Here is an 18,686-nt window from a genome sequence, read left to right as displayed (position 1 = left end):
TCTCATTGTGAGATAAATGATGGCACCTTTTTAATATCAAAACAATCCAGTTTTACCAGAATATTCCGATAATATAGAGGATGAGTACTGTACGTCTTGGATTGACCATCATCATGCTTCTGTCGCTTTCGGCGTGTATGAACGCCGACTTGGCTATTCTTACAAGCAAAATCACTCAGACTCAAAACTTGAATGGCGCCTATAAGTCCACGTCTCTTGTGCCGATTCGCTGGTCGACGGCGGATGCGGATATTCCGCCAGACTATTTGAAGTTGGAAGCATCGGCGGATGGCGGTAACACCTGGATGGTGATTCAGGACCGCATGTCCAACACGGGCGCTTATGACTGGGATATTTCCCACCTGGCTGATGGCAGCACCCATCACTTGCGATTGATCGCCGTGGTTCGTGATGCCCGGGAAACCTTGCCGTTGGGTTCTTTTCTGATTGATGATCAACCTCCAGTGCCGGGGGCTGATCAGACGGTGTCGGTGACCGAGGACGTGACGGCTCCTTTTGTACTGAACACACCCAGTGACAACGACCAATATAAAATTCAGATTGTGACGGCCCCCGCGCGCGGTTCGCTTTCCGGTTGCGGTGGCAGCAGTGTTTTGAACTGCACTTACACTCCATCCTTAAATAACGATATCGATGACAGTTTTACCTATAAAGTCGTGGACCGCGCCGGAAATGAAACGGCTGTGGTCACGGTGACGTTGGATCTGCAGCCGGTGAATGATGTGCCGGTGATCACGACTTTGGCGTGTGCGGGCAGCATCGGTGAAAACTATGCTTATGCCTGCGGTATTAATGCCACAGATGTGGACCTGCCTTCGCCCCTGACGTTGACCTATCATCTGGATGCCGCCACCACTTGTGGACCTTGGTTAAGTATTGATGCCAACACCGGCGCCGTGACCGGAACTCCGTCTGCTGCGGAAGTCGGGACGACCTGCCATGTGGCGGTGTATGCGGAAGATGACGTGGGCGGGCAGTCCGCGATCTTTGCGTGGGAACTTGCAGTGACCAACTCACCGCCAATCGTAAATGTGACGGGCGGACCCTACATTATTTCTGAAGATGCCGCTTTGGCTGAAGTGATATCCGGTGCGAATGTTTCTTCGATTGAGGAAGCGGGCAGCACCTATTCATTGGTGACTCCGACCGTGGCGGGAGATCGCTGTGAAGATCACGCGATGGCGCCGACGGCGGCGAATTACAGTATTGATTCCGTCACGGGAGCATTTTCTTTCCAGCCGGCACCGGACTATCAGGGAGTCTGTCAGATACGTATTGCCCTGACCGACGCCTTCCCTTCGACAGGGTATGCGGATGTGGCGATCACCGTGAATAACGTTCAGGATGCGCCGGTGATTGCCGCAGGTCTTGCGCCCTGTGCTGCAAACATCGATGAAGATGACCAATATAATTGTATCGTCGCGATCACGGATCCCGATCCGGAAACGGTGACAGTGACCCGGGATGTTTCAGACACCTGTCCATGGCTGACCGCCACCCCTTCCGGCAATGGCCGGGTGGTCACGATCTCGGGGACGCCGGATGATGATGACGTCGGAACCTGCCGTTTGGCCATTCACGCTGAAGATCCTCAAAATGCCACGGATGTGCAGTTTATCGACATCACCATTGCCAATGCTGAACCGACGCTGACAATTGGAACCCCGACCGTGCTGACCGAAGACGATCCGTCTTTCTCGGGTCTGGTGGATGTGCTGAGTGCTGCCGCCGTAAGTTCCTTGGATGAGGGCTTGGGCACTTATTCTCTGGATTATACCGGCCTGACGGGCACAGCCTGCAATGACACGTCCGTGGTGGTCACACCAGCTTCGGACTTTGTTATCAGTGCTGCCACGGGGGCGGTCAGCATCAAGCCCCGCGCAGATTATTTCGGGACTTGTTATGCAAAGATCCGGTTTGATGATGGTAATAGTGCTGGCAACTCGGTTGTCGAGCAGGAGATCGCCATCGTTGTTCAAGCGGTGAATGATGCGCCGGTAATTACATCTATTCCCACCACACATGAAATTCTGCTGACGCCGGGTTCAGCGACACTTTCAAGCTTCACGTTGACGGTGGATGTGGGACCAGCGAATGAAAACTTGCAGAATCTTGAATTGATCTGCACCAATTCAAACACTTCGCGCCTGACCGTGGACTGCACGCAAACGCGCGTGGGTGACGGCGACCTGACGGTGAATCTGTCCGCCAGCGCAGGAGTTGATGCTTCGGCAACGGTGACGGTGAAGGTGCGTGACAGTGGCGGCGGCACCAATGAATCTGCGGTGGCAAGTATCGCTGTTTCCATGACAGATGCGGTGGTGCTGGCTCCGATTGCGGCAGACACTTTGAATTACAATATTTATGACCAGGCTGTGGCTCAATACAGCGGGGCGGTGGCGGCTTCGGCGCGCACATTTGTGGTGCGGGTGAATCCGACGGTAAAGGTTTCCAGCAATGATCCGGCACTGCCGGCGATGCGCACGGGATCTTTGGCGGCCACGGCGCGGGTTCGTCTGATCAATGATGGTTTGATCATTGGTGCCTCCGGTGCGGGAGGGCTTGCACCCGCAGCGACCGCGGGGTCCCTGCGCATGGGTCAGCACGGAGGAACTGCGTTTAAAGTGGAAGCGCAATACGCCAACGTCACGATTTTGAACAACGGAATGATTTATGGTGGTGGCGGTGGTGGCGGTCGCGGTGGTACTGACAACAGTGATGTTGGGGCGGGCGGCGCCGGGGGCGCAGGTGAAGGACCTGCATCCGCAGCCGTCAGTGGAACCGCCGGAGCCTCCAGTGGTGGTACCGGGGGATCTCCAGCCACTGCCGTTGCGGGCGGAGCATCTCCAGCGGGTGATTATACTCCCTCTAATGGAGTTGCGCGCACTCATGGAAGTGCCGGGCAGGGGGGCAGCACGTGTTTGATTGGTTCTGCGTTGGGAAATAATCCGGGTGAGGCCTTCTTTGGGCGCGGCGGATTCGGTGCCGGCTTTGGCGGTGGTGCCGGAGCCTGTGATATCACCTTTGGTGGTGGCGGCGGCGGCGGTCACTTTGGAGGTGGCGGTGGATCTGGTGGTCTGGCCGACCTGAATGATGCTGGAAATCTGAATACGGATGCGAATGGTTACAACGGTGGTAACGGGGGTGCTGCAATTGAAGTCCCTAATGCTGTCAGTGTGCCCGCCGATATTGCGATTTCAATTGTTCCTGGTGGCGGCAGTCAGATTGCCGGTTGTGTATGGAATGATATTTCAGGTGTTTACCTTTCAAATGTGGCGAGTGACACGGATATTAACAACCGTGTGTTGACCTACTCGTCCACCGCCAGCCAGAACGTCAACAGTCCTTCCGGGCTGAAAATCTGGTCCAATGGGCGCGGAAAAGCCTATCGATAGCTATGAAAAAGGGGGGTTTTTAGACCCTTCCAGACCCCCTTTTTAAAGCCTACCAGTTCCTCGCATTTAAAATTACGCCAAGCATCACTAAGCCTTAAGTCTTGCTTTGACCCCCTGCGTTCGGCTTAACCTATGAAAGTCATTCATTAAAATTCGTTAACATCGTGTAAGGACCAAGCGACTGTGAGCAAAATTACCAAAAGTAGCACAGCTGAATATTTTGCTAAGAACCTCCAGCAGGTGGGTTTCTCATCTCCTTTGAAGGCCGTTTTGACGACCTTGAAAGAAGCCGTGGACAACTCATTGGATGCCTGCGAATCGGCTGGTATCTTGCCGGATCTGCTGGTTGAGATCTCCAAGGTGGGAGCAGGTTCCACCAAAAATACTGATTTAATTCGCATCGTTGTTGAAGATAACGGCCCTGGTATCGAAGGTGAAGACCTTGCCAAGGTTTACGGTGAATATCTTGCCTCTTCCAAATTTGGTCGTGGTCAGTGCTCCCGTGGTCAGCAGGGTATCGGTATCTCTGCGGCGACCACCTGGGCGCAGATGACCAATGCCCGTGGTGTGAGTGTTATTTCCAAAACCAAAAAAATGCGTAAAGCGATCTCCGCACAAGTGGATGTCGACATCAAATCCAACACCGGTGTTCTGAAAAACAAAGAAACTCTGGATTGGGATCGTGAGCATGGAACCCGCGTTGAATTTGTTCTGGATGGACGTATTCAACTGAACGGGGACGGTGGTCTTTTGACTTACATCGAGGGCACCATTCTGGTGAATCCTCACATGACCATCACCTACAAGCTGACGGACGGCGACTTCGTGACCGTAACCCGCGTAAGCACCGATGTGCCGAAAGTTCCGGAAGCATCTTTGCCGCATCCTCACACCTTCAAGCTGGGTGAGTTCATCACGCACTCCACTTTGTTCGGTAAAACGACTTTGTCCAAGTTTTTGAAAACGGGTTTCTCCCGTATTTCGGACCAGTCCATTTCTGATTTCGTGAAAAAAGGTCTGCCAAAAGGTCTTCTTGAGAAACCTTTGACCGCGTTGAGCGAGGAAGACTTCAAGAAGGTCTTCCAGGCTGTGCAAAACACAGATCTGATGGCTCCAAGCACGAAGTCTGTTCTGACTGTGGGGGAAGAGGCGCTGTCCAAATCCATCACTCGTCTGGGCGAAATTGACTTCTTCGCCGTTGTGACCCGCAAGCCGACAATCTGTGACTTCAAGCCGGTTGTGGTGGAAGTGGCGCTGGCGCGTTTCAAAACCCGCAATCAGGAGGCTGATTCTCCGGTGACTTTGCTTCGTTTCGCCAACCGCGTTCCGCTGCAATTTGATAAGTCCGGTTGTGCGATCACGTGGGCGATCGAGTCCGTGAACTGGAAATCCTATGGTTTGGGTCAGCCTAAAGACTCTTTGCCATTGGGTCCGTACATCTTCGCGGTTTCCATCGTGTCTCCGTTCATCAAGTTTAAAAATGCCTCCAAGGAAACTATTGATGCTTCCGAGGAGCTGGTTGCGGAAATCCGTCTGGCTTTGATCCAAGCCGGTCAAAAGCTGTCCCGTCACATCAAAAAAGAAGTGAAGGAAGCGGATCTTGAAAGAAAACTGGCACACATTGAGCAGTTCGGTCCGATCCTGGTTGAAGGTTTGGCAAGAATCATCAAGGCACCAGAGTCCCGCAAGAAGAAAGCCGAAGAAGGTTTGAAGAAACTTCTGGGCCGTGATTCCGAAGACGCGATGGCGGATTTGGAAGCAGCGGAATCCAAACTTCTTGAGCAGAAAAAACGCGACAAGAAAAAAGGCATCGCTCACGGTGACGAAGAGGAATTTGATGTGATTTCCTCAAGTGATCTGGTGGAAGAGGCTTCCGAGGAACCGCAAGGGACCAAGAAAACCACCACCAAAAAGACTGTAACCACTAAGAAAACCACTGGGAAAAAAGCGTAATGGCAAAACTACTCAGCATTCGCGATTTGAAAATTGATATTCCTAAAGAAGCCCGCATTCTTGCGGACAAGATGCTGAAGGACCTGGAGTCCTCCAAGCGTCCGGTTCTTGAGGCGGTGAAAACTTCTTTGGACAACTCTTTGTACAACGCCAAAGTGGGCTACCTGACTCCGGGGGACAAGGTTGTTCGTACTGAGTTGAACGTTTCTTCCGTGCAGAAACTGGCGCGTGTGGTGTTCCTTTTGGAAATGCTTTTGCGCAATCTTGAAACCGGCACCGTGAATACGAAGCGTGAGCTTTATTACATGTGTAAAGGTGAGATCAAAGGCAATCCGCGTTTGAAACCACTGGATTTCGAAGATCAGCCTGAATCCGACTCTATCATCGACTTCATCGGCGATATGCTGGAAGTGTACCGTGAAGAACTGAACGTTTTCGCCAATGACCGTGGTGGGCAGACTTATTCCCAGCAACTGGTTGTGACTGAGACTTTGGCAGACGGGGACAAGGCCGTGATCGACCTTTCCACTTTGGGAACGTCTCCATTCCAGCCAAAGAACAAACCTCAGGCGCTGAAGCTGAAGGCAAAAAAGAAAATCGATTTCTGCCTGATCGTGGAATCCGAAGGTACGGCGAATACGCTGGTAACCATGGGCTTCACCAAACGTAACAACTGTATCGTGATGGGTGCTCAAGGGGTTCCATCCAACGGTGTGCGTGGCTGGGCAAAACTGATCCAGGAAGAATTGGATGTTCCAATGTACTTCTTCGGGGATCTCGATGCGTACACCATGCAGAATATCTACCGTACTTTGAAAGCCGGTTCCGCCGCGTCTTTGATCCGTAATGCTGACTTCTCCGCACCGAACGTGAAGTTCCTGGGCGTGTTGCCGGAAGACGTGAAAAAATACGATCTGCCTCACTACAAAGTGAAAGAATCCGATCCGGCAGAAGCGCGCGCTTTGAAAAAAGCCAAAGATGCGCTGGAAAACGATCCGTTCTTCCTGGATAAAAAGAACAAAAATCTGGCGGACATCCTGCGCTGGTTGATCAAAGAAAAGATTCGTTGCGAGCAGCAGTCCTTCTTCTCTGTCGACCCGAAAGATCCCATCAAGACAGAAAAGCTGATTCTTGAGAAAATCAAACGCGGATCTTACGTTTAAGATTTTCGCTTAAAGAAAAAATCACTCAAGCCCCTGTCCTCACGGATGCGGGCTTTTTTTTCGGGCGGCGCCCGGCAGAGCTGGAGCGCCGGCAGGCGCGCAAGCTGGAGCAGTTCAGCACTGCCGGCTTTCGCCGGAACACTATAATCTCTTCAAAACTTCCAGCTATTTCCACCATTTAGGCGTTTAGAAAGATGAAACTTCGGTAGGGTTTGGTAAAAGCCCTTTCGAACTGCTGTGAATTTTGTTAAAAAAACCTCGAATTTTAAACCCGGGAGTTTTTATGAAATCTGTTTTCGTCGCTCTGGCTATGTTTGTTTCTTTGTCCGCTCAAGCCGATGTATCTCCGGCGGTGGTTGCGAAGTGCTCTGGCAGTCTTTATGACAACACAGCTTTGTCCTTTGTGATTCAGGATACAGCCGTTGTGAATTTGAAACAGGGTGTGCTTTCGACTTTCGATGGTGATTTTGCAGTGAACATGATCTGCAAAAAAGCGGATCGCTCTGAACAAAACACTCCGGACCGTTCTTTGGCTTATACTTGCGTTGAAAATCGCGCGGGTGATGGCAAGTATCTGATCAATCTGGAATACGGTATCAGCGGTCGTCTGGTGGGTCAGATCCAGCATGAACAGATCTTCCCATTGAAACCACAAACCATCGGTTCCATTTTCTGCCGCTAGTCGGCTGTCAGCCTCTTTTAGCTGATTAAAACCAAAGGTGTGCCGCGAATGTCGGCCACCTTTTTTATTTCACGGTGTCCGTTGAGCAGACGACGGGCTTCTTCCAAAGGATTCCAGCCGTGATCCTGTAAATCGCGCAGTAAAATATAAGCGCGACCCTGTGGTTTCAGTGCCGCATCGATTCCGCGAATCAAATTTGTGAAATCAGAATCAATAAAGAAACGACAGCGGTTTTTAAACTCTGAGGGCGAAAGCTTTCCCTGATTGATGCGGAAGTAAGGCGGGTTGCTCAGAATCAGATCATAGCGGCCGCTGAATTCAGGGGTCCGCAGCGATTCGTAATTCTGATTTACGAAATTCACTGAAGGCGGGTTGTCGCCAAAGGCGGCCCGATTTTTTTCAAAGTGCTCGCGATAAACATCCTGCACTTCCATGAAATCAAATCCGGAAGGATAGGCGCGGTTTTCTGATTTGCAGTGATACAGAAAATCAAGGCCCACGATCCCGCAGCCGGAACACAGATCCAGGGCGGTCATGGTGCCCAGATCCTCGTTCAAAAGCTCAAACACCTGACGCGCCAAAAACACCGAATCATGGGAAAAACGGTATTCCTCGGGTTGGGAGTAGTTAAAGGTGAAATGCGGGTTCAGGGAGCTCATCAGGGCCTAGGTTTTAGATTTCCCTCTGCCAAATGTCCATTTTTTCATTTCGCTTTCATTAGCAAAGGCTCAGATCTAAATTAATTACATTTGGGCTCAATTTAGGGGGCCTGTATTGAGTTTTCCGGGCCAAGAATCTATAAATTGGCCAAGACCATGTCCAATAAACAATTCTCATTATCTTTGAATATCAACCGTTCCGTGACCCTGTCGGTGCTTTTGCATGGCGGGCTGTTCGCGCTGGCGGTGGGTATGGCGGCTCCGGAAGTGCTTCCGCTGCCGGTGGGCGTGGAGCTTCAGTATGGCGATGGCGGCACAGTTCAGGCTCCAAAGCACGAACAACAAGTCAAGGCCGCGAAGATGAAAGCCCCGGTGGCGGCCGACAACTCCGAAGGCCCGGCCATCAAGTCTGAGAAAGTGACGGAAGCGGCTCCGCAACCTGTTGCTAACGGGAAGGCCGCGGGTTCCTTGGCGGGGACTTCTGACAAAGGGGCCCTGGAAGGCCGTGAAGGGGTTGTCAACGGAAGTGAAGTGTCGCCGGAGCAGCGTTACCTTTACGAGATCAAAAAGCTGCTGGAGCGCCGTAAGCGCTATCCAATGCTCGCCAAAAAAATGGGTCAGACCGGAAAAGTCACCATGCGCTTTACACTGGCGCAGGATGGTTCCTTGCTGACCAGTGAGATCGTGGAAAAGACTCCGTATGATTCTTTAAATCAGGCGGCCCTGGATCTGGTCAAAGGCATCCACGGTTTGAAGCCTTTCCCGCAGGAAATCCAAAGAGGCTCCTGGTCGATCACAGTTCCTATCGAGTACGTGTTGAACTAAATCGGTGAAAATACCTCATTCGACTGCGTTGTCGGCGAGCCTTGCGCCTGAGGCATTTTGACCGATTTTAAAGGCAGGGCTATTTCGTGATGCCCTGGAAGTTGCGGCAGAAGTACACGTTGAAGGTTCTTGCGTGGATGCCGTGACGGAATGTTTTCAAGGTCTCTTTGTCGCAACCATCCCAAGCGGCCCACTCCATCGGATCGGCCGGATATTTTTCCGTGCTGACGAAGATCGCGTTTTGTCCCTTCAGATTGTTCATTTCCTCCGGTGATTGCATCACGGTGTAATGACTGACCGTAGAACTTAGCATGTACACTTTCTGTTTTGTGCCCCAGGTGGTCTGCGCCGTGTTTTCATAGCGGTGAGCCGCGATGAACGGCTTGCTGCCGCTTTCGGCGTGGATTTCACGCTGGCGACGATTCACATAGCGACCCAGGTCTTCCCAGCCGGTGAATTCGTTACTGAAGTCATAGGTGGTTTGCCACTCGCCATTGGGGTTGAACAGTTTGTACGCTTTAGGAATCCACGGATAAGCAAACGGTGTGTAGCTGATCAAAGCCAGCAGCACAAAGAAGGCGCCAATACCCCACGTGAAGACTTTGCTTCGCGCCTGAACAATTTGACGACGACCCCATACCAAACCCTGAGACCAGATCGCTCCCGCACCCATCAACAGCAGGGTGTAGGCGGCACCACTCCAGTGGGGCTTGTATTCCGCCCAAAGCGGCTGTGGATAGAAGATCGCAATCGAAGGCAGGGTCAGGCACAGCAGGAATCTCCAGCGCGCCTCGTGGCGTTTAATGAATGAAGTGATAAACGCCAGCGCGATCATCACGTACAGGAACGGAGTGGCAAACAGCAACTGAGCTCCGAAGAACACCAGCCAGCGGCCGATATCAAATTTGGCGCCCGTGTGACGATCATGGAACTGATATTTGAAACCCGGCCACTCGTGCAGGTGATTCCACAGGAAGATCGGTGTCGCCAGAACAGTCGCAATCAGCAACCCCACCCACGGCCAAGGCGTCAAAAGGTCCTTGCGGCGTGAAGGTGTCGCCAGCAGATACAGGCCAAAACCCGGCGCCAAAAGGGCGATGATGAATTTTGAATTCAGACCCAAGCCCATCAGGATGCCCAGCCAGATCCAGGTTTTTTTCACGCTCCAGGCTTTGCCGTCTTCACGCACGCCCTGCCAGAACACGTAGGAGGCCGCCACCCAGCAGAACATGAAGGGAGGTTCCGGAGATGCCACATAGCCCCCAAAGCCCCAGAACGGGGACCACAGCAAAACAACGCCGACAAAAATAGCCGCCCAGTCGTCAAACAAATCGCGAGTCAGTTTGTAAAGCAGAATGACCGTGCCAACAAAGCACAGGAAGCCCGGCAGACGCACCCCCAGATAGGTGTCACCAAAAGCACTGGTGGTGATGGCTTCAAGCCACGCAATCATGGCCGGGTGGTCAAAATAGGAAAGCTGGGGCCATTTGGCCCAGGACCAGTGGTAAGCCTCGTCATCAATCAGGCCGATATTCAGCGAGAAAAAAGCTCGGAAAAACAGTGTCAAAATGAACAGGATGGTGACTTTTTGCGAGAGGTTTTGGCGCTTCCAGAATTCACGAATCACAGGGGTGTCCTTGCTGGGGTGTTCGGTCATTTTGTCAAAGCTCTGTCGTAATATCTTGGGGCGTCGGTGGCAACCAAATTCTTGCCTGTAAAGGCGCTGGATGAGACTCTGCGGGGCATGAAATTGACCTTGATCGCTGTGGCCGGGTTGTTTGTGTTTTTGGGGTGCCAAAGTTTCCGTTATCATGACCCCCAGAAACCACATCGCGGGGAAACCCAGTTTTACAACAACTATGACAATTCCCCGAAAGCCAGCTTTTGGAAGTGGCAGTGGGAGCGTCTGACGGGACCGCATAAAGACGAAGCGCCGTTTCGTCCGCCTGTGCTGAAAACAGACACAGAATATTTGCGCCAGAATAAAAGTGAAACCACACTGACCTGGATCGGGCACAGCTCTTTCCTGCTGCAGTTGCACGGAAAAAATGTTGTCACTGATCCGGTCTTCTCGGAACGCGTGTCTCCGGTCAGTTTCATGGGGCCGAAACGCCTGGTGGCTTTGCCTTTTGAGCAAAAAGAACTGCCGCCGGTGGATGTGGTTCTGGTTTCCCACGCCCACTATGATCATCTTGATTTAAAAACCCTGCGCGAACTGAACAAACAGAATCAGGGAAAGACTCTGTTCCTGGTTCCGTTGGGAAATGCGGACCTGTTGAAATCCGAAGGAATTGAAAACGTCAAAGAACTCGACTGGTGGGAACAATTCAGCCTTGATGGACTGACGATCACTTTCACACCCGCTCAGCACTGGACCCAGCGCAGTCTTTGGGATCGTAATCAGACTTTATGGGGTGGCTGGCACGTGCAGTCAGAAAAATTCAAATTCTTCTATGCCGGCGACACCGGTTATTCGAAGGATTTTTCAGACGTGCACAGTCGTTTTGGAGACGTGGATCTGGCGCTGATTCCAATCGGTGCTTATGAACCACGCTGGTTCATGGGAAAGCAGCATGTGGATCCGGATGGAGCAGTTAAAATTCATAAGGATCTTCATTCCCGCCTGAGCATTGGGGTACACTGGGGCACTTTCCGCCTCAGTGATGAACCCATGGCTGAGCCGCCTCAGGAATTGGCGGCGGCCAGGGATCGGGCCGGAATCCCCGAGAGTGGTTTTCGCGTGATGATGCACGGTGAAGTTTTGAAATTGGACAATAGAAAATAGATTTGGAGTTTGTGATGGAAAAGTTCCGCGTAGAAAAAGATTTGCTGGGTGAAAAGAAAGTCCCTGCGGAAGCTTATTACGGTATTCACACCGTGCGTGCGATGGAAAACTTCCAGATTTCCGGCATCCCGGTGGGGGGCAATCAAAGTTTTGTGCGTGGTCTGGCGCTGGTGAAAAAAGCCTGCGCACTGGCCAATGGCGAGTTGGGCACCATCCCGGCGGATGTTTCCAAGTCCCTGGTGGAAGCCTGTGACATTGTTTTGCAGGATCCGAAAAAATGGGGTCAGCAGTTTCCGTCTGACGTGTATCAGGGCGGCGCCGGGACTTCCATCAACATGAACGCCAATGAAGTGATTGCCAATATCGCACTGGAAAAACGCGGTTTGCAAAAAGGCACCTATTCTGTGATCAATCCGAACGATCATGTGAATAAATGCCAATCCACCAATGATGCGTATCCGACGGCTTTCCGAGTGGCGCTGTACGAACATCTGAATGGAACTTTGGCGGCACTGGATTCACTGGCTTTGGCCTTTGAGAAAAAAGGCAAAGAATTCCAGAGCGTTCTAAAAATGGGTCGCACGCAGTTGCAGGACGCGGTTCCGATGTCCCTGGGACAGGAGTTCAACGCCTTTGCCACTTTGCTGAAAGAAGACGGCCGTCTGACCCGCACAGTTCAGAAATTCATGCTGGAGGTGAATCTGGGGGCGACGGCGATCGGCACCGGCATTAACACACCTCCGGGATATGCTGCTTTGGCGGTGCAAAAGCTGGCTGAAGTTACCGGTCATCCTTTCGTACAGTCGGAAGATTACATCGAAGCTACCAGCGACTGTGGTGCTTACATCATCATTTCCGGTGCCTTGAAGCGCACGGCTGTGAAGCTTTCCAAAATCTGCAATGACTTGCGTTTGCTCAGTTCCGGTCCGCGTGCGGGGTTAAAGGAGATCAATCTGCCGGAAATGCAGGCCGGTTCTTCGATTATGCCTGCGAAAGTCAATCCGGTGATTCCGGAAGTTGTGAATCAGGTCAGCTTCAAAATCATCGGCAATGATCTGGCGATCACGCTGGCTGCTGAAGCTGGTCAATTGCAGTTGAATGTCATGGAGCCCGTCATTGCCTCCAGCTTGTTTGAGTCTTTGGATCTTTTGAAAAATGCCTGTGAAACCCTGGAGCACAAATGTGTGAAGGGCATCACCGCAAATCCGGAGCGTTGCCGCGATTATGTGATGAACAGCATTGGTATTGTGACATATTTGGACCCGATCATTGGTCACGACGAAGGGGACCGCATTGGTAAGATCTGTGCAGAGACCGGTCGCAATGTCGCGGAAGTCGCTCTTGAGCGCGGGGTGGTGACTCAGGCGCAGTTGGATGAGTTGTTCTCAATGGAAAATCTGCTGAACCCGAAGTACGTTGGGAAGAAGCACTAACTGCGGCGCCGGAAAAGCACCTGGGGGTTCACCACCAGGATGCCGACCAGGGCCAGAATGCAGCCGATGCCCGTGGCTGTCAGGCGAATCATCGGGGTGTGCAAATCACCCCGTTCCAGATTGGGCATATCCAGAATAAGCAATAACATCACAGCCATGACCGCCGACCCCAGCCAGTAGCTGCGGATGATGGACCATGGCCCCCAGAAGCTCACCAGAGCCAAAATCAAAATAGCCAGCCACAACGGCGGCTCGGCATAAATAATCACATCAGCGACGATCACACCCACTAATGTTCCCAGGAATCGCTGAATGCTGCGATAGACGCTTTGTTTGATCTCCGGACGCATAATAATCAGCACGGTGCCCACCGCCCAGTAGCCGTGATCCACCTTCAGCACATCCACGGCAATCAGACTCAGCAGAATCGCCATCGCATACCCGGTGGCATACAAATGCCGGGATTTTTCCGTGGTCATGGATTCTTTCAAGGTGGTGCGAAGTCGCGCAAAGGGGTTGGGCCGGTGCCGGCGCAAAAAAACCAAAATGCCCAGAGAAACAAAGACGCACAGATAACCCAGGAAAGCATAGCTCACGATCGGGACGAAATATTTTTGCAGATCCCCGGCGTAAGCCCCGGCCAGCACCTGAAAGATTGAAAACAGCAAAGCGCGCTCAAGTTCCGCGCCCTTGCCTCCGCCCATGAGCCCCAGCCAGTAAACCAGGCCCAGCAGTGTGGGAATGAAAAGAGCGTTGTGTTTGTGGGTCAGGATGCCCAAAGAAAGCCCGGCCGCCATCATCAGGAATGTCAGAGTGATCGTCCACAGGCGATGTCCCAAGGTCCCCAAATGATCATTCAAAGGCAGCAGAAAGCCCATCAAAGAGCCGAAGATCGCCACCGGCAGTTGCCCCATGATTGAGCCAATCACCAAAGGAAAGGCCGTCGCAAAAGCGCAGACGAACATGCGAGGCCATGGAGATGGCATCGGCTGGATTCGCAGAACTTCATCGATGTGATGGCGCAGACTCATGAAAATCAGTATACTACTGCGGAGGTGCCTTATGAAAAAGAAAATCAAACTTGAACTGGTGGTCGATATTGTTTGTCCGTGGTGTTATGTCGGAAAAACAACACTGTTTAAGGCCATGAAATCTGTCAAAGATGAGTATGACTTTGATGTGAGCGTTCTTCCGTTTCAATTGGATCCGGGCACTCCGGCAGAAGGTGTTCCCCGAGCTGCGTATCTGGCTGCCAAGTTTGGAAATAGCGAACGTTTTCAAATGGCAGAGCAACGGGTGATTCAAGCGGCCGCCGCCGCGGGCGCTGAACTTCATTTTGATAAAATGCAGGTGCAGATCAATACGATGGACTGCCATCGTCTGATCTGGTGGGCGAGCACTCGACAAAATCAGGTCGCGGTCACCAATGAAATTTATAAGGCTTATTATGCAGAGGCTTTGGATCTGTCCCAGCGCGAAGTTTTAGCCAGCGTGATGGCACGAGTGGGCTATGACAAGAATGAGGTTCTGACATTCCTGCAAAGCGAGCAGGGCTTCAACGAAGTGGCCGCGCTGATTGACGAGGCTTATGCACTGGGAATCAGCGGGGTGCCGTTTGTTATTTTAAATCGGGAGGCTGGAATTTCAGGAGCTCAGCCACTCGAGGTGTTTTTGCAGGCTTTTCAACAAGTTTAAGCAGGGGATGAGCCGGAGGCAGCGACAGTTGAACTTCTGGCGGTGCCTTCAGATTCAGGAACCATTTTTTGTAAAGGTGTTCATACTGCCCGGAACGTTTGATTTCTTCAAAGGCGGTCTTCCATTTGCTTATGGTCAGCGGGGCTGTTCCCCGGGAAAAAGCAAAATACAAAGAACTGTGAGCCAGCGACAGCACTTTGACGAAGGGGTTGGATTTGTATCCGGCACGACGGAACAGTTCGGCAACGACCAGTTCATCATCGCAGATGGCTTCCACGCGTCCCGACATCAGCATCTTTGCGGCGTTGACGGATGAATTCACGGGAACAATGTTGGCGAAACCCTCTTGCTCCAGAATGTTATGGAAGGCGGTGCCGCGATGGACGGCGATACGCAGGTCTTTTTTCAGAGACTGCAGGGTCACTTTGCCAAGATCCTGGGTGCCGCGCACATAAATGGCGATTTCGCCATTGGCGATGGGGCCGATCAGGGTGAACAGCTTTTCACGCTCAGGATTGCGGACCACTGTGAACAATAAAACATCAGGCTGGGTCACGGCCAAGTGATAAGCCCGCGGCCATGGCAGAACCTCAATACTTTGACTTAACGAAGCTGACTTTTGAATCATGCGCGCCAGATCCACAGCCATTCCTTCCGCAGATCCTGAATTTTCATAGGTAATAGGCGGCCAGTGCTCGGTCACAATTCTCAAGGGGAACTGTGAAGCCCAGCAGGGCTGCGCCAGTGGCAGCAGTAAAAAAATAATCAAAAAAAACAGCTGCGACATGTGTTAATCTTATCACAGATCAAACATCGGTGGAGGAAGAGCTATATGCCAGTCCTGTCGAATATCAAGTCTGCTCACGTTCCGGTGAAAATCTGGTCTCCAGAATCCGAAGTTGAGTCACAAGCCTTGAAGCAACTTCAGAATGTGGCATCGTTGCCATTTGTATTTAAGCATGTGGCAGCAATGCCGGATGTGCATTTGGGAATTGGTGCCACGGTCGGAAGTGTGATCGCTACCAAAGGCGCGGTGATTCCTGCCGCCGTCGGTGTGGATATTGGCTGTGGCATGATTGCGGCGCGGCTGAATGTAAACCCGGAACTGGTGCTGCATGATCTGGATCGTCTGCGCGCCGGAATTGAAAGTGTGATTCCTTTGGGGCATGAATCCAATAAAAAGCTGACCCAGGAAGTGCAGAACTGGAAGGGCTGGAAGAACATGCCGGAGTCTGTGTCCCTGCTGCGCTTGAAAGACCGCGCGTCCCATCAGTTGGGAAGTCTGGGTGGGGGCAATCATTTTATCGAAATCTGCACCGATGAAGAAGGAGCCGTGTGGGTGATGCTGCATTCCGGTTCCCGCAACGTGGGAAAAAGCCTGGCCGAAGAGCACATCCGCGGCGCCAAAGGGGAAATTGCAAGACTGGCCGTCAAGCTGCCTGATCCGGATCTGGCTTATTATGTGGAGGGCACCACTGAGTACGAAAATTACATGCGCGATCTGGAGTGGGCGCAAAGCTATGCGCTGGAAAACCGCGAAGAGATGCTTCGCCGGGTGATGGAGGTGATTTCTCATCACGTCGGGAAAAAAGGCGCACCTCTGCCATATTCACTGAAGGTTAACTGTCATCATAACTATGCCACCCGCGAGGTGCACTATGGGGAAAATGTCCTGATCACGCGCAAAGGGGCGGTGCGTGCCCAAAAAGGTGATCTGGGGATCATTCCGGGCTCGATGGGGGCCAGATCCTATATTGTCAGAGGCAAAGGCAATGCCGAGTCTTTTGATTCCTGTTCGCACGGGGCGGGAAGGCGCATGTCACGTTCAGAAGCCAAGCGGCGGTTCAGTCTGACGGATTTGCAAAAACAGACGGCAGGGGTGGAGTGTCGTAAGGACGCCGGTGTCATTGACGAAATTCCCGGCGCTTACAAGGACATCGACCAGGTGATGAAAAATCAAATGGATCTGGTCGACGTCGTGGCGGTGCTAAAACAGGTGCTGTGCGTGAAAGGCTAGTTGCGTTTCTTGCGGGACTGCTGGCGGTGGGTTTCCTGCCAGTTTTTTCTGTGATGTGCCGTCTGATGTTTTTCAACTTTGGATTCCGGCAGATTCTGCAGATGTGCTTTCAACTGGGAATGCAATGGTAACAAACCGACACCGGACATCAGCAGGTCGCGGTACTGTTTTCCAAAACCTTCTTCGACGTGATTGATCAAAAGTTTTTCGATTTCTGCGCGGGCCACGCCGGCGTCTTCTTCAGAGATGTGTTCCAGTTCGGTCAGGATGTCGATGTCAGCCATCAGGGACGTCAGTTCACGCAGCCACAAATAGCGTTCTGCGGTCATCAGCACCTGAAACCATTCTGTCGGAGCGGCCTGATAACCCACTTCACGGTCGAATTGGTCTTTCAGTGAATTCAAAACTTCTTTTTGCAGAGCCCACAGGGCTTGACGGACTTGAAGAGTGGCAGAGTGATGAGCTGATTTTGACATGGGGTAGGGCTCCTGGTTCGCTTTTAAAAGCCGATCCTAGCGTATTTTATCGCCAATGACATCTACTTTTAGCAGCTCTGCAGGAGCCCAATTGGGGTTCTTAAGTCACTATCTGCAACGTCTCCATTGTAAGTGGTAGATCAGGCCGGAGCTGATGTCGGCGCTATCCACCGTTGCCAGGGTCTGTTCACCACGGGCGTTGGATTTAGCCATCATGGATGTGTTGACACGCAAGTTCACGTTGGCTCCGCACGGCGTCCAAACCATAGTGCTGGCAAGCAGACCGTCAGAGATCGTGTAGCTGTCGTTCACCGGACCCATGAAGGTGCGGCTGATGCGAGGACCACGGGCCCCTGCCCAGAAGTATTCCGCATCAAAGCGTGACATACCACCACGAGGCACGAAGTTGAATCCACGGTAGTCAACCTGGATCACCGCCACGCTGTAGCCGCTTGGCACGGTCACTGGAACAGAGATGTTACAGGACTTGCGATCCATGGAGCGGCCGTTACCGGCTTCAGCCACATAGTTATCGAACAGGATACTGAGTGCAGAAGCATCCGGACTGACAGTGACACTGGCACTGCCCGCAGGACAGCCGGTTCCACCGTAGGCTGGTTGACCCAGGCGAATTTCCTGAGCATTGGCTTGCAGACTCATTGCAGAGATCATCCCCGCGATTGCGATCAATAGTTTACCTTTCATAAATCCCCCTTGTGATTATGACATTGTTAGTTCGTTAATTTGGTTTTTAATTTTTAATTATGGAAAACGCGGTGGTCTTCCAGGATTGTTCGGCCGACCCGGTCCCGGATCGCGTCCCGGTGGTTGATTGACACCGCCGTTGCTTGGTCGGCAGGTCTTCCACGCCAGTTGGTATTTTTGGGACTGCACCTGACCGTCGATACTGTCCAGAGTGATCTGGGCTGTCAGCAGTGACGATAAATTCAGATTGCGGGCCATCAGATAAGTCGTGATGTAAAGTGACTGAACAGAATTGGCGTTGCATGCGGCCCATGGTGCAACACGAGTGTCGACCTGGTGACGGATGTAATAAGTGTCGTTGTACGGTCCGCGGAATTCCTGTGCGCGGAAATTGTAGGTGCCGCCGTTTTCATAGCCGGGGCGTTCGTTGCGGGGTTTGCTGCCATCAAAAGAATAAAGGGCCTGATGGGTCACCATCGTTCCGGCTTCAGCGTAGGCAAAGCCGCGATAGTCTGCGGAGGTCACCGCGAAAGTCCATCCTGCCGGCACCTGGAAATTCACCTTCAGTTCACAGTTCAGGCGAACGATCGGGCGGTGCATGGTGGACTCAGCGATAAAATTGTCCAGAAGTAAAGAGAAGGTCTGTGCATCCGGTGAAATTGTGGCGTTGTAAGTGCCCGCTGGACATCCCGAGCCCACGGCCTGGATGCTGTGAATGCGGATGCCTGGTGGCGTTTGGGCCAAGGCGGCTGGTGCCGATAACAATAAGGACATTCCAATTAATGATGTGATTCCCCGCCAGATCATAATGTTTCCCCCCAGAAACTGGTGACATCGGTCACCTGGGAATCCATATAGCAAGGGCCGGGCCAGCTTT

General features: G+C 52.3%; 16 protein-coding genes. 9 read left to right on the top strand and 7 right to left on the bottom strand.

Annotation, left to right across the window (positions count from 1 at the left end; translation table 11 throughout):
• Window positions 1-80: 80 nt before the first annotated feature.
• From ACZ520_RS13625 to ACZ520_RS13610, 4 genes are all read left to right on the top strand, one after another.
• Window positions 81-3,416 (top strand): Ig-like domain-containing protein, encoded by a 3,336-nt coding sequence (locus ACZ520_RS13625; protein ID WP_464126097.1) that lies wholly within the window; start codon window positions 81-83, stop codon window positions 3,414-3,416.
• Between the two features lie 183 nt (window positions 3,417-3,599).
• Entirely contained in the window at window positions 3,600-5,369 is a 1,770-nt protein-coding gene (locus ACZ520_RS13620) for a DNA topoisomerase VI subunit B (protein ID WP_088564542.1), read from the top strand.
• Window positions 5,369-6,532 carry a DNA topoisomerase VI gene (locus ACZ520_RS13615; RefSeq protein WP_088564543.1) on the top strand — a complete coding sequence of 388 codons (1,164 nt, stop codon included), beginning with the start codon at window positions 5,369-5,371 and terminating at the stop codon, window positions 6,530-6,532. Before ACZ520_RS13620 ends, ACZ520_RS13615 begins: the two co-directional genes overlap by 1 nt.
• A 283-nt stretch (window positions 6,533-6,815) precedes the next feature.
• Complete coding sequence (locus ACZ520_RS13610; protein WP_088564544.1) at window positions 6,816-7,214, top strand: hypothetical protein; 399 nt, start codon at window positions 6,816-6,818, stop codon at window positions 7,212-7,214.
• Between the two features lie 17 nt (window positions 7,215-7,231).
• Here the strand turns inward: ACZ520_RS13610 and ACZ520_RS13605 are convergent, their stop codons facing one another.
• Entirely contained in the window at window positions 7,232-7,873 is a 642-nt protein-coding gene (locus ACZ520_RS13605; RefSeq protein ID WP_374030898.1) for a methyltransferase, read from the bottom strand.
• Between the two features lie 156 nt (window positions 7,874-8,029).
• Here ACZ520_RS13605 and ACZ520_RS13600 point away from each other — a divergent pair, with 156 nt between their 5' ends.
• Window positions 8,030-8,698 carry an energy transducer TonB gene (locus ACZ520_RS13600; RefSeq protein WP_464126094.1) on the top strand — a complete coding sequence of 223 codons (669 nt, stop codon included), beginning with the start codon at window positions 8,030-8,032 and terminating at the stop codon, window positions 8,696-8,698.
• Window positions 8,699-8,777: 79 nt separating this feature from the next.
• Here the strand turns inward: ACZ520_RS13600 and ACZ520_RS13595 are convergent, their stop codons facing one another.
• Window positions 8,778-10,355: an ArnT family glycosyltransferase gene (locus ACZ520_RS13595; protein WP_374030895.1), complete on the bottom strand. Its 1,578-nt coding sequence runs from the start codon at window positions 10,353-10,355 to the stop codon at window positions 8,778-8,780.
• Between the two features lie 87 nt (window positions 10,356-10,442).
• Between ACZ520_RS13595 and ACZ520_RS13590 the strand changes: the two genes are divergently transcribed.
• Together ACZ520_RS13590 and aspA are read left to right on the top strand one after the other, a co-directional pair.
• Window positions 10,443-11,483, top strand: coding sequence for an MBL fold metallo-hydrolase (locus ACZ520_RS13590; protein ID WP_464128428.1), 1,041 nt, complete (start codon window positions 10,443-10,445; stop codon window positions 11,481-11,483).
• 14 nt (window positions 11,484-11,497) lie between these two features.
• Entirely contained in the window at window positions 11,498-12,916 is a 1,419-nt protein-coding gene (gene aspA / locus ACZ520_RS13585; RefSeq protein ID WP_088564547.1) for an aspartate ammonia-lyase, read from the top strand.
• Here the strand turns inward: aspA and ACZ520_RS13580 are convergent.
• Entirely contained in the window at window positions 12,913-13,947 is a 1,035-nt protein-coding gene (locus ACZ520_RS13580) for an FUSC family protein (protein ID WP_464126091.1), read from the bottom strand. The two genes, aspA and ACZ520_RS13580, sit on opposite strands and share 4 nt — an antisense overlap.
• 31 nt (window positions 13,948-13,978) lie before the next feature.
• Between ACZ520_RS13580 and ACZ520_RS13575 the strand changes: the two genes are divergently transcribed.
• Window positions 13,979-14,611 (top strand): DsbA family oxidoreductase, encoded by a 633-nt coding sequence (locus ACZ520_RS13575; RefSeq protein WP_464126089.1) that lies wholly within the window; start codon window positions 13,979-13,981, stop codon window positions 14,609-14,611.
• On the opposite strand, the gene ACZ520_RS13570 is transcribed toward ACZ520_RS13575, so the two are convergent.
• Entirely contained in the window at window positions 14,535-15,398 is an 864-nt protein-coding gene (locus tag ACZ520_RS13570) for a substrate-binding periplasmic protein (protein WP_464126087.1), read from the bottom strand. The genes ACZ520_RS13575 and ACZ520_RS13570 overlap by 77 nt on opposite strands.
• 45 nt (window positions 15,399-15,443) lie before the next feature.
• On the opposite strand from ACZ520_RS13570, the gene ACZ520_RS13565 reads away from it, so the two are divergent.
• Window positions 15,444-16,628 carry an RtcB family protein gene (locus ACZ520_RS13565; protein ID WP_374030888.1) on the top strand — a complete coding sequence of 395 codons (1,185 nt, stop codon included), beginning with the start codon at window positions 15,444-15,446 and terminating at the stop codon, window positions 16,626-16,628.
• On the opposite strand, the gene ACZ520_RS13560 is transcribed toward ACZ520_RS13565, so the two are convergent.
• The 3 genes from ACZ520_RS13560 to ACZ520_RS13550 form a co-directional block, all read right to left on the bottom strand.
• Window positions 16,625-17,104, bottom strand: coding sequence for a hypothetical protein (locus ACZ520_RS13560; protein WP_088564552.1), 480 nt, complete (start codon window positions 17,102-17,104; stop codon window positions 16,625-16,627). The genes ACZ520_RS13565 and ACZ520_RS13560 overlap by 4 nt on opposite strands.
• Before the next feature lie 108 nt (window positions 17,105-17,212).
• Window positions 17,213-17,809 carry a DUF4360 domain-containing protein gene (locus ACZ520_RS13555; protein ID WP_088564553.1) on the bottom strand — a complete coding sequence of 199 codons (597 nt, stop codon included), beginning with the start codon at window positions 17,807-17,809 and terminating at the stop codon, window positions 17,213-17,215.
• 57 nt (window positions 17,810-17,866) lie between these two features.
• A complete protein-coding gene (locus ACZ520_RS13550; protein WP_232469181.1) occupies window positions 17,867-18,583 on the bottom strand; it encodes a DUF4360 domain-containing protein in 717 nt (238 codons plus the stop codon).
• Window positions 18,584-18,686 lie beyond the last annotated feature (103 nt).

The organism is Bdellovibrio sp. BIS2 (genome assembly GCF_055398295.1).
Note: the sequence above shows the minus strand (reverse complement) of the source record. Positions and strands in the feature narration are given on the sequence as shown.

Coding starts and splice junctions, on each gene's coding strand:
- ACZ520_RS13625 (WP_464126097.1), top strand. CDS start 81: ATGAGTACTGTACGTCTTGGATTGACCATCATCATGCTTCTGTCGCTT.
- ACZ520_RS13615 (WP_088564543.1), top strand. CDS start 5,369: ATGGCAAAACTACTCAGCATTCGCGATTTGAAAATTGATATTCCTAAA.
- ACZ520_RS13610 (WP_088564544.1), top strand. CDS start 6,816: ATGAAATCTGTTTTCGTCGCTCTGGCTATGTTTGTTTCTTTGTCCGCT.
- ACZ520_RS13605 (WP_374030898.1), bottom strand. CDS start 7,873: ATGAGCTCCCTGAACCCGCATTTCACCTTTAACTACTCCCAACCCGAG.
- ACZ520_RS13600 (WP_464126094.1), top strand. CDS start 8,030: ATGTCCAATAAACAATTCTCATTATCTTTGAATATCAACCGTTCCGTG.
- ACZ520_RS13595 (WP_374030895.1), bottom strand. CDS start 10,355: ATGACCGAACACCCCAGCAAGGACACCCCTGTGATTCGTGAATTCTGG.
- ACZ520_RS13590 (WP_464128428.1), top strand. CDS start 10,443: ATGAAATTGACCTTGATCGCTGTGGCCGGGTTGTTTGTGTTTTTGGGG.
- aspA (WP_088564547.1), top strand. CDS start 11,498: ATGGAAAAGTTCCGCGTAGAAAAAGATTTGCTGGGTGAAAAGAAAGTC.
- ACZ520_RS13580 (WP_464126091.1), bottom strand. CDS start 13,947: ATGAGTCTGCGCCATCACATCGATGAAGTTCTGCGAATCCAGCCGATG.
- ACZ520_RS13575 (WP_464126089.1), top strand. CDS start 13,979: ATGAAAAAGAAAATCAAACTTGAACTGGTGGTCGATATTGTTTGTCCG.
- ACZ520_RS13570 (WP_464126087.1), bottom strand. CDS start 15,398: ATGTCGCAGCTGTTTTTTTTGATTATTTTTTTACTGCTGCCACTGGCG.
- ACZ520_RS13565 (WP_374030888.1), top strand. CDS start 15,444: ATGCCAGTCCTGTCGAATATCAAGTCTGCTCACGTTCCGGTGAAAATC.
- ACZ520_RS13560 (WP_088564552.1), bottom strand. CDS start 17,104: ATGTCAAAATCAGCTCATCACTCTGCCACTCTTCAAGTCCGTCAAGCC.
- ACZ520_RS13555 (WP_088564553.1), bottom strand. CDS start 17,809: ATGAAAGGTAAACTATTGATCGCAATCGCGGGGATGATCTCTGCAATG.
- ACZ520_RS13550 (WP_232469181.1), bottom strand. CDS start 18,583: ATGTCCTTATTGTTATCGGCACCAGCCGCCTTGGCCCAAACGCCACCA.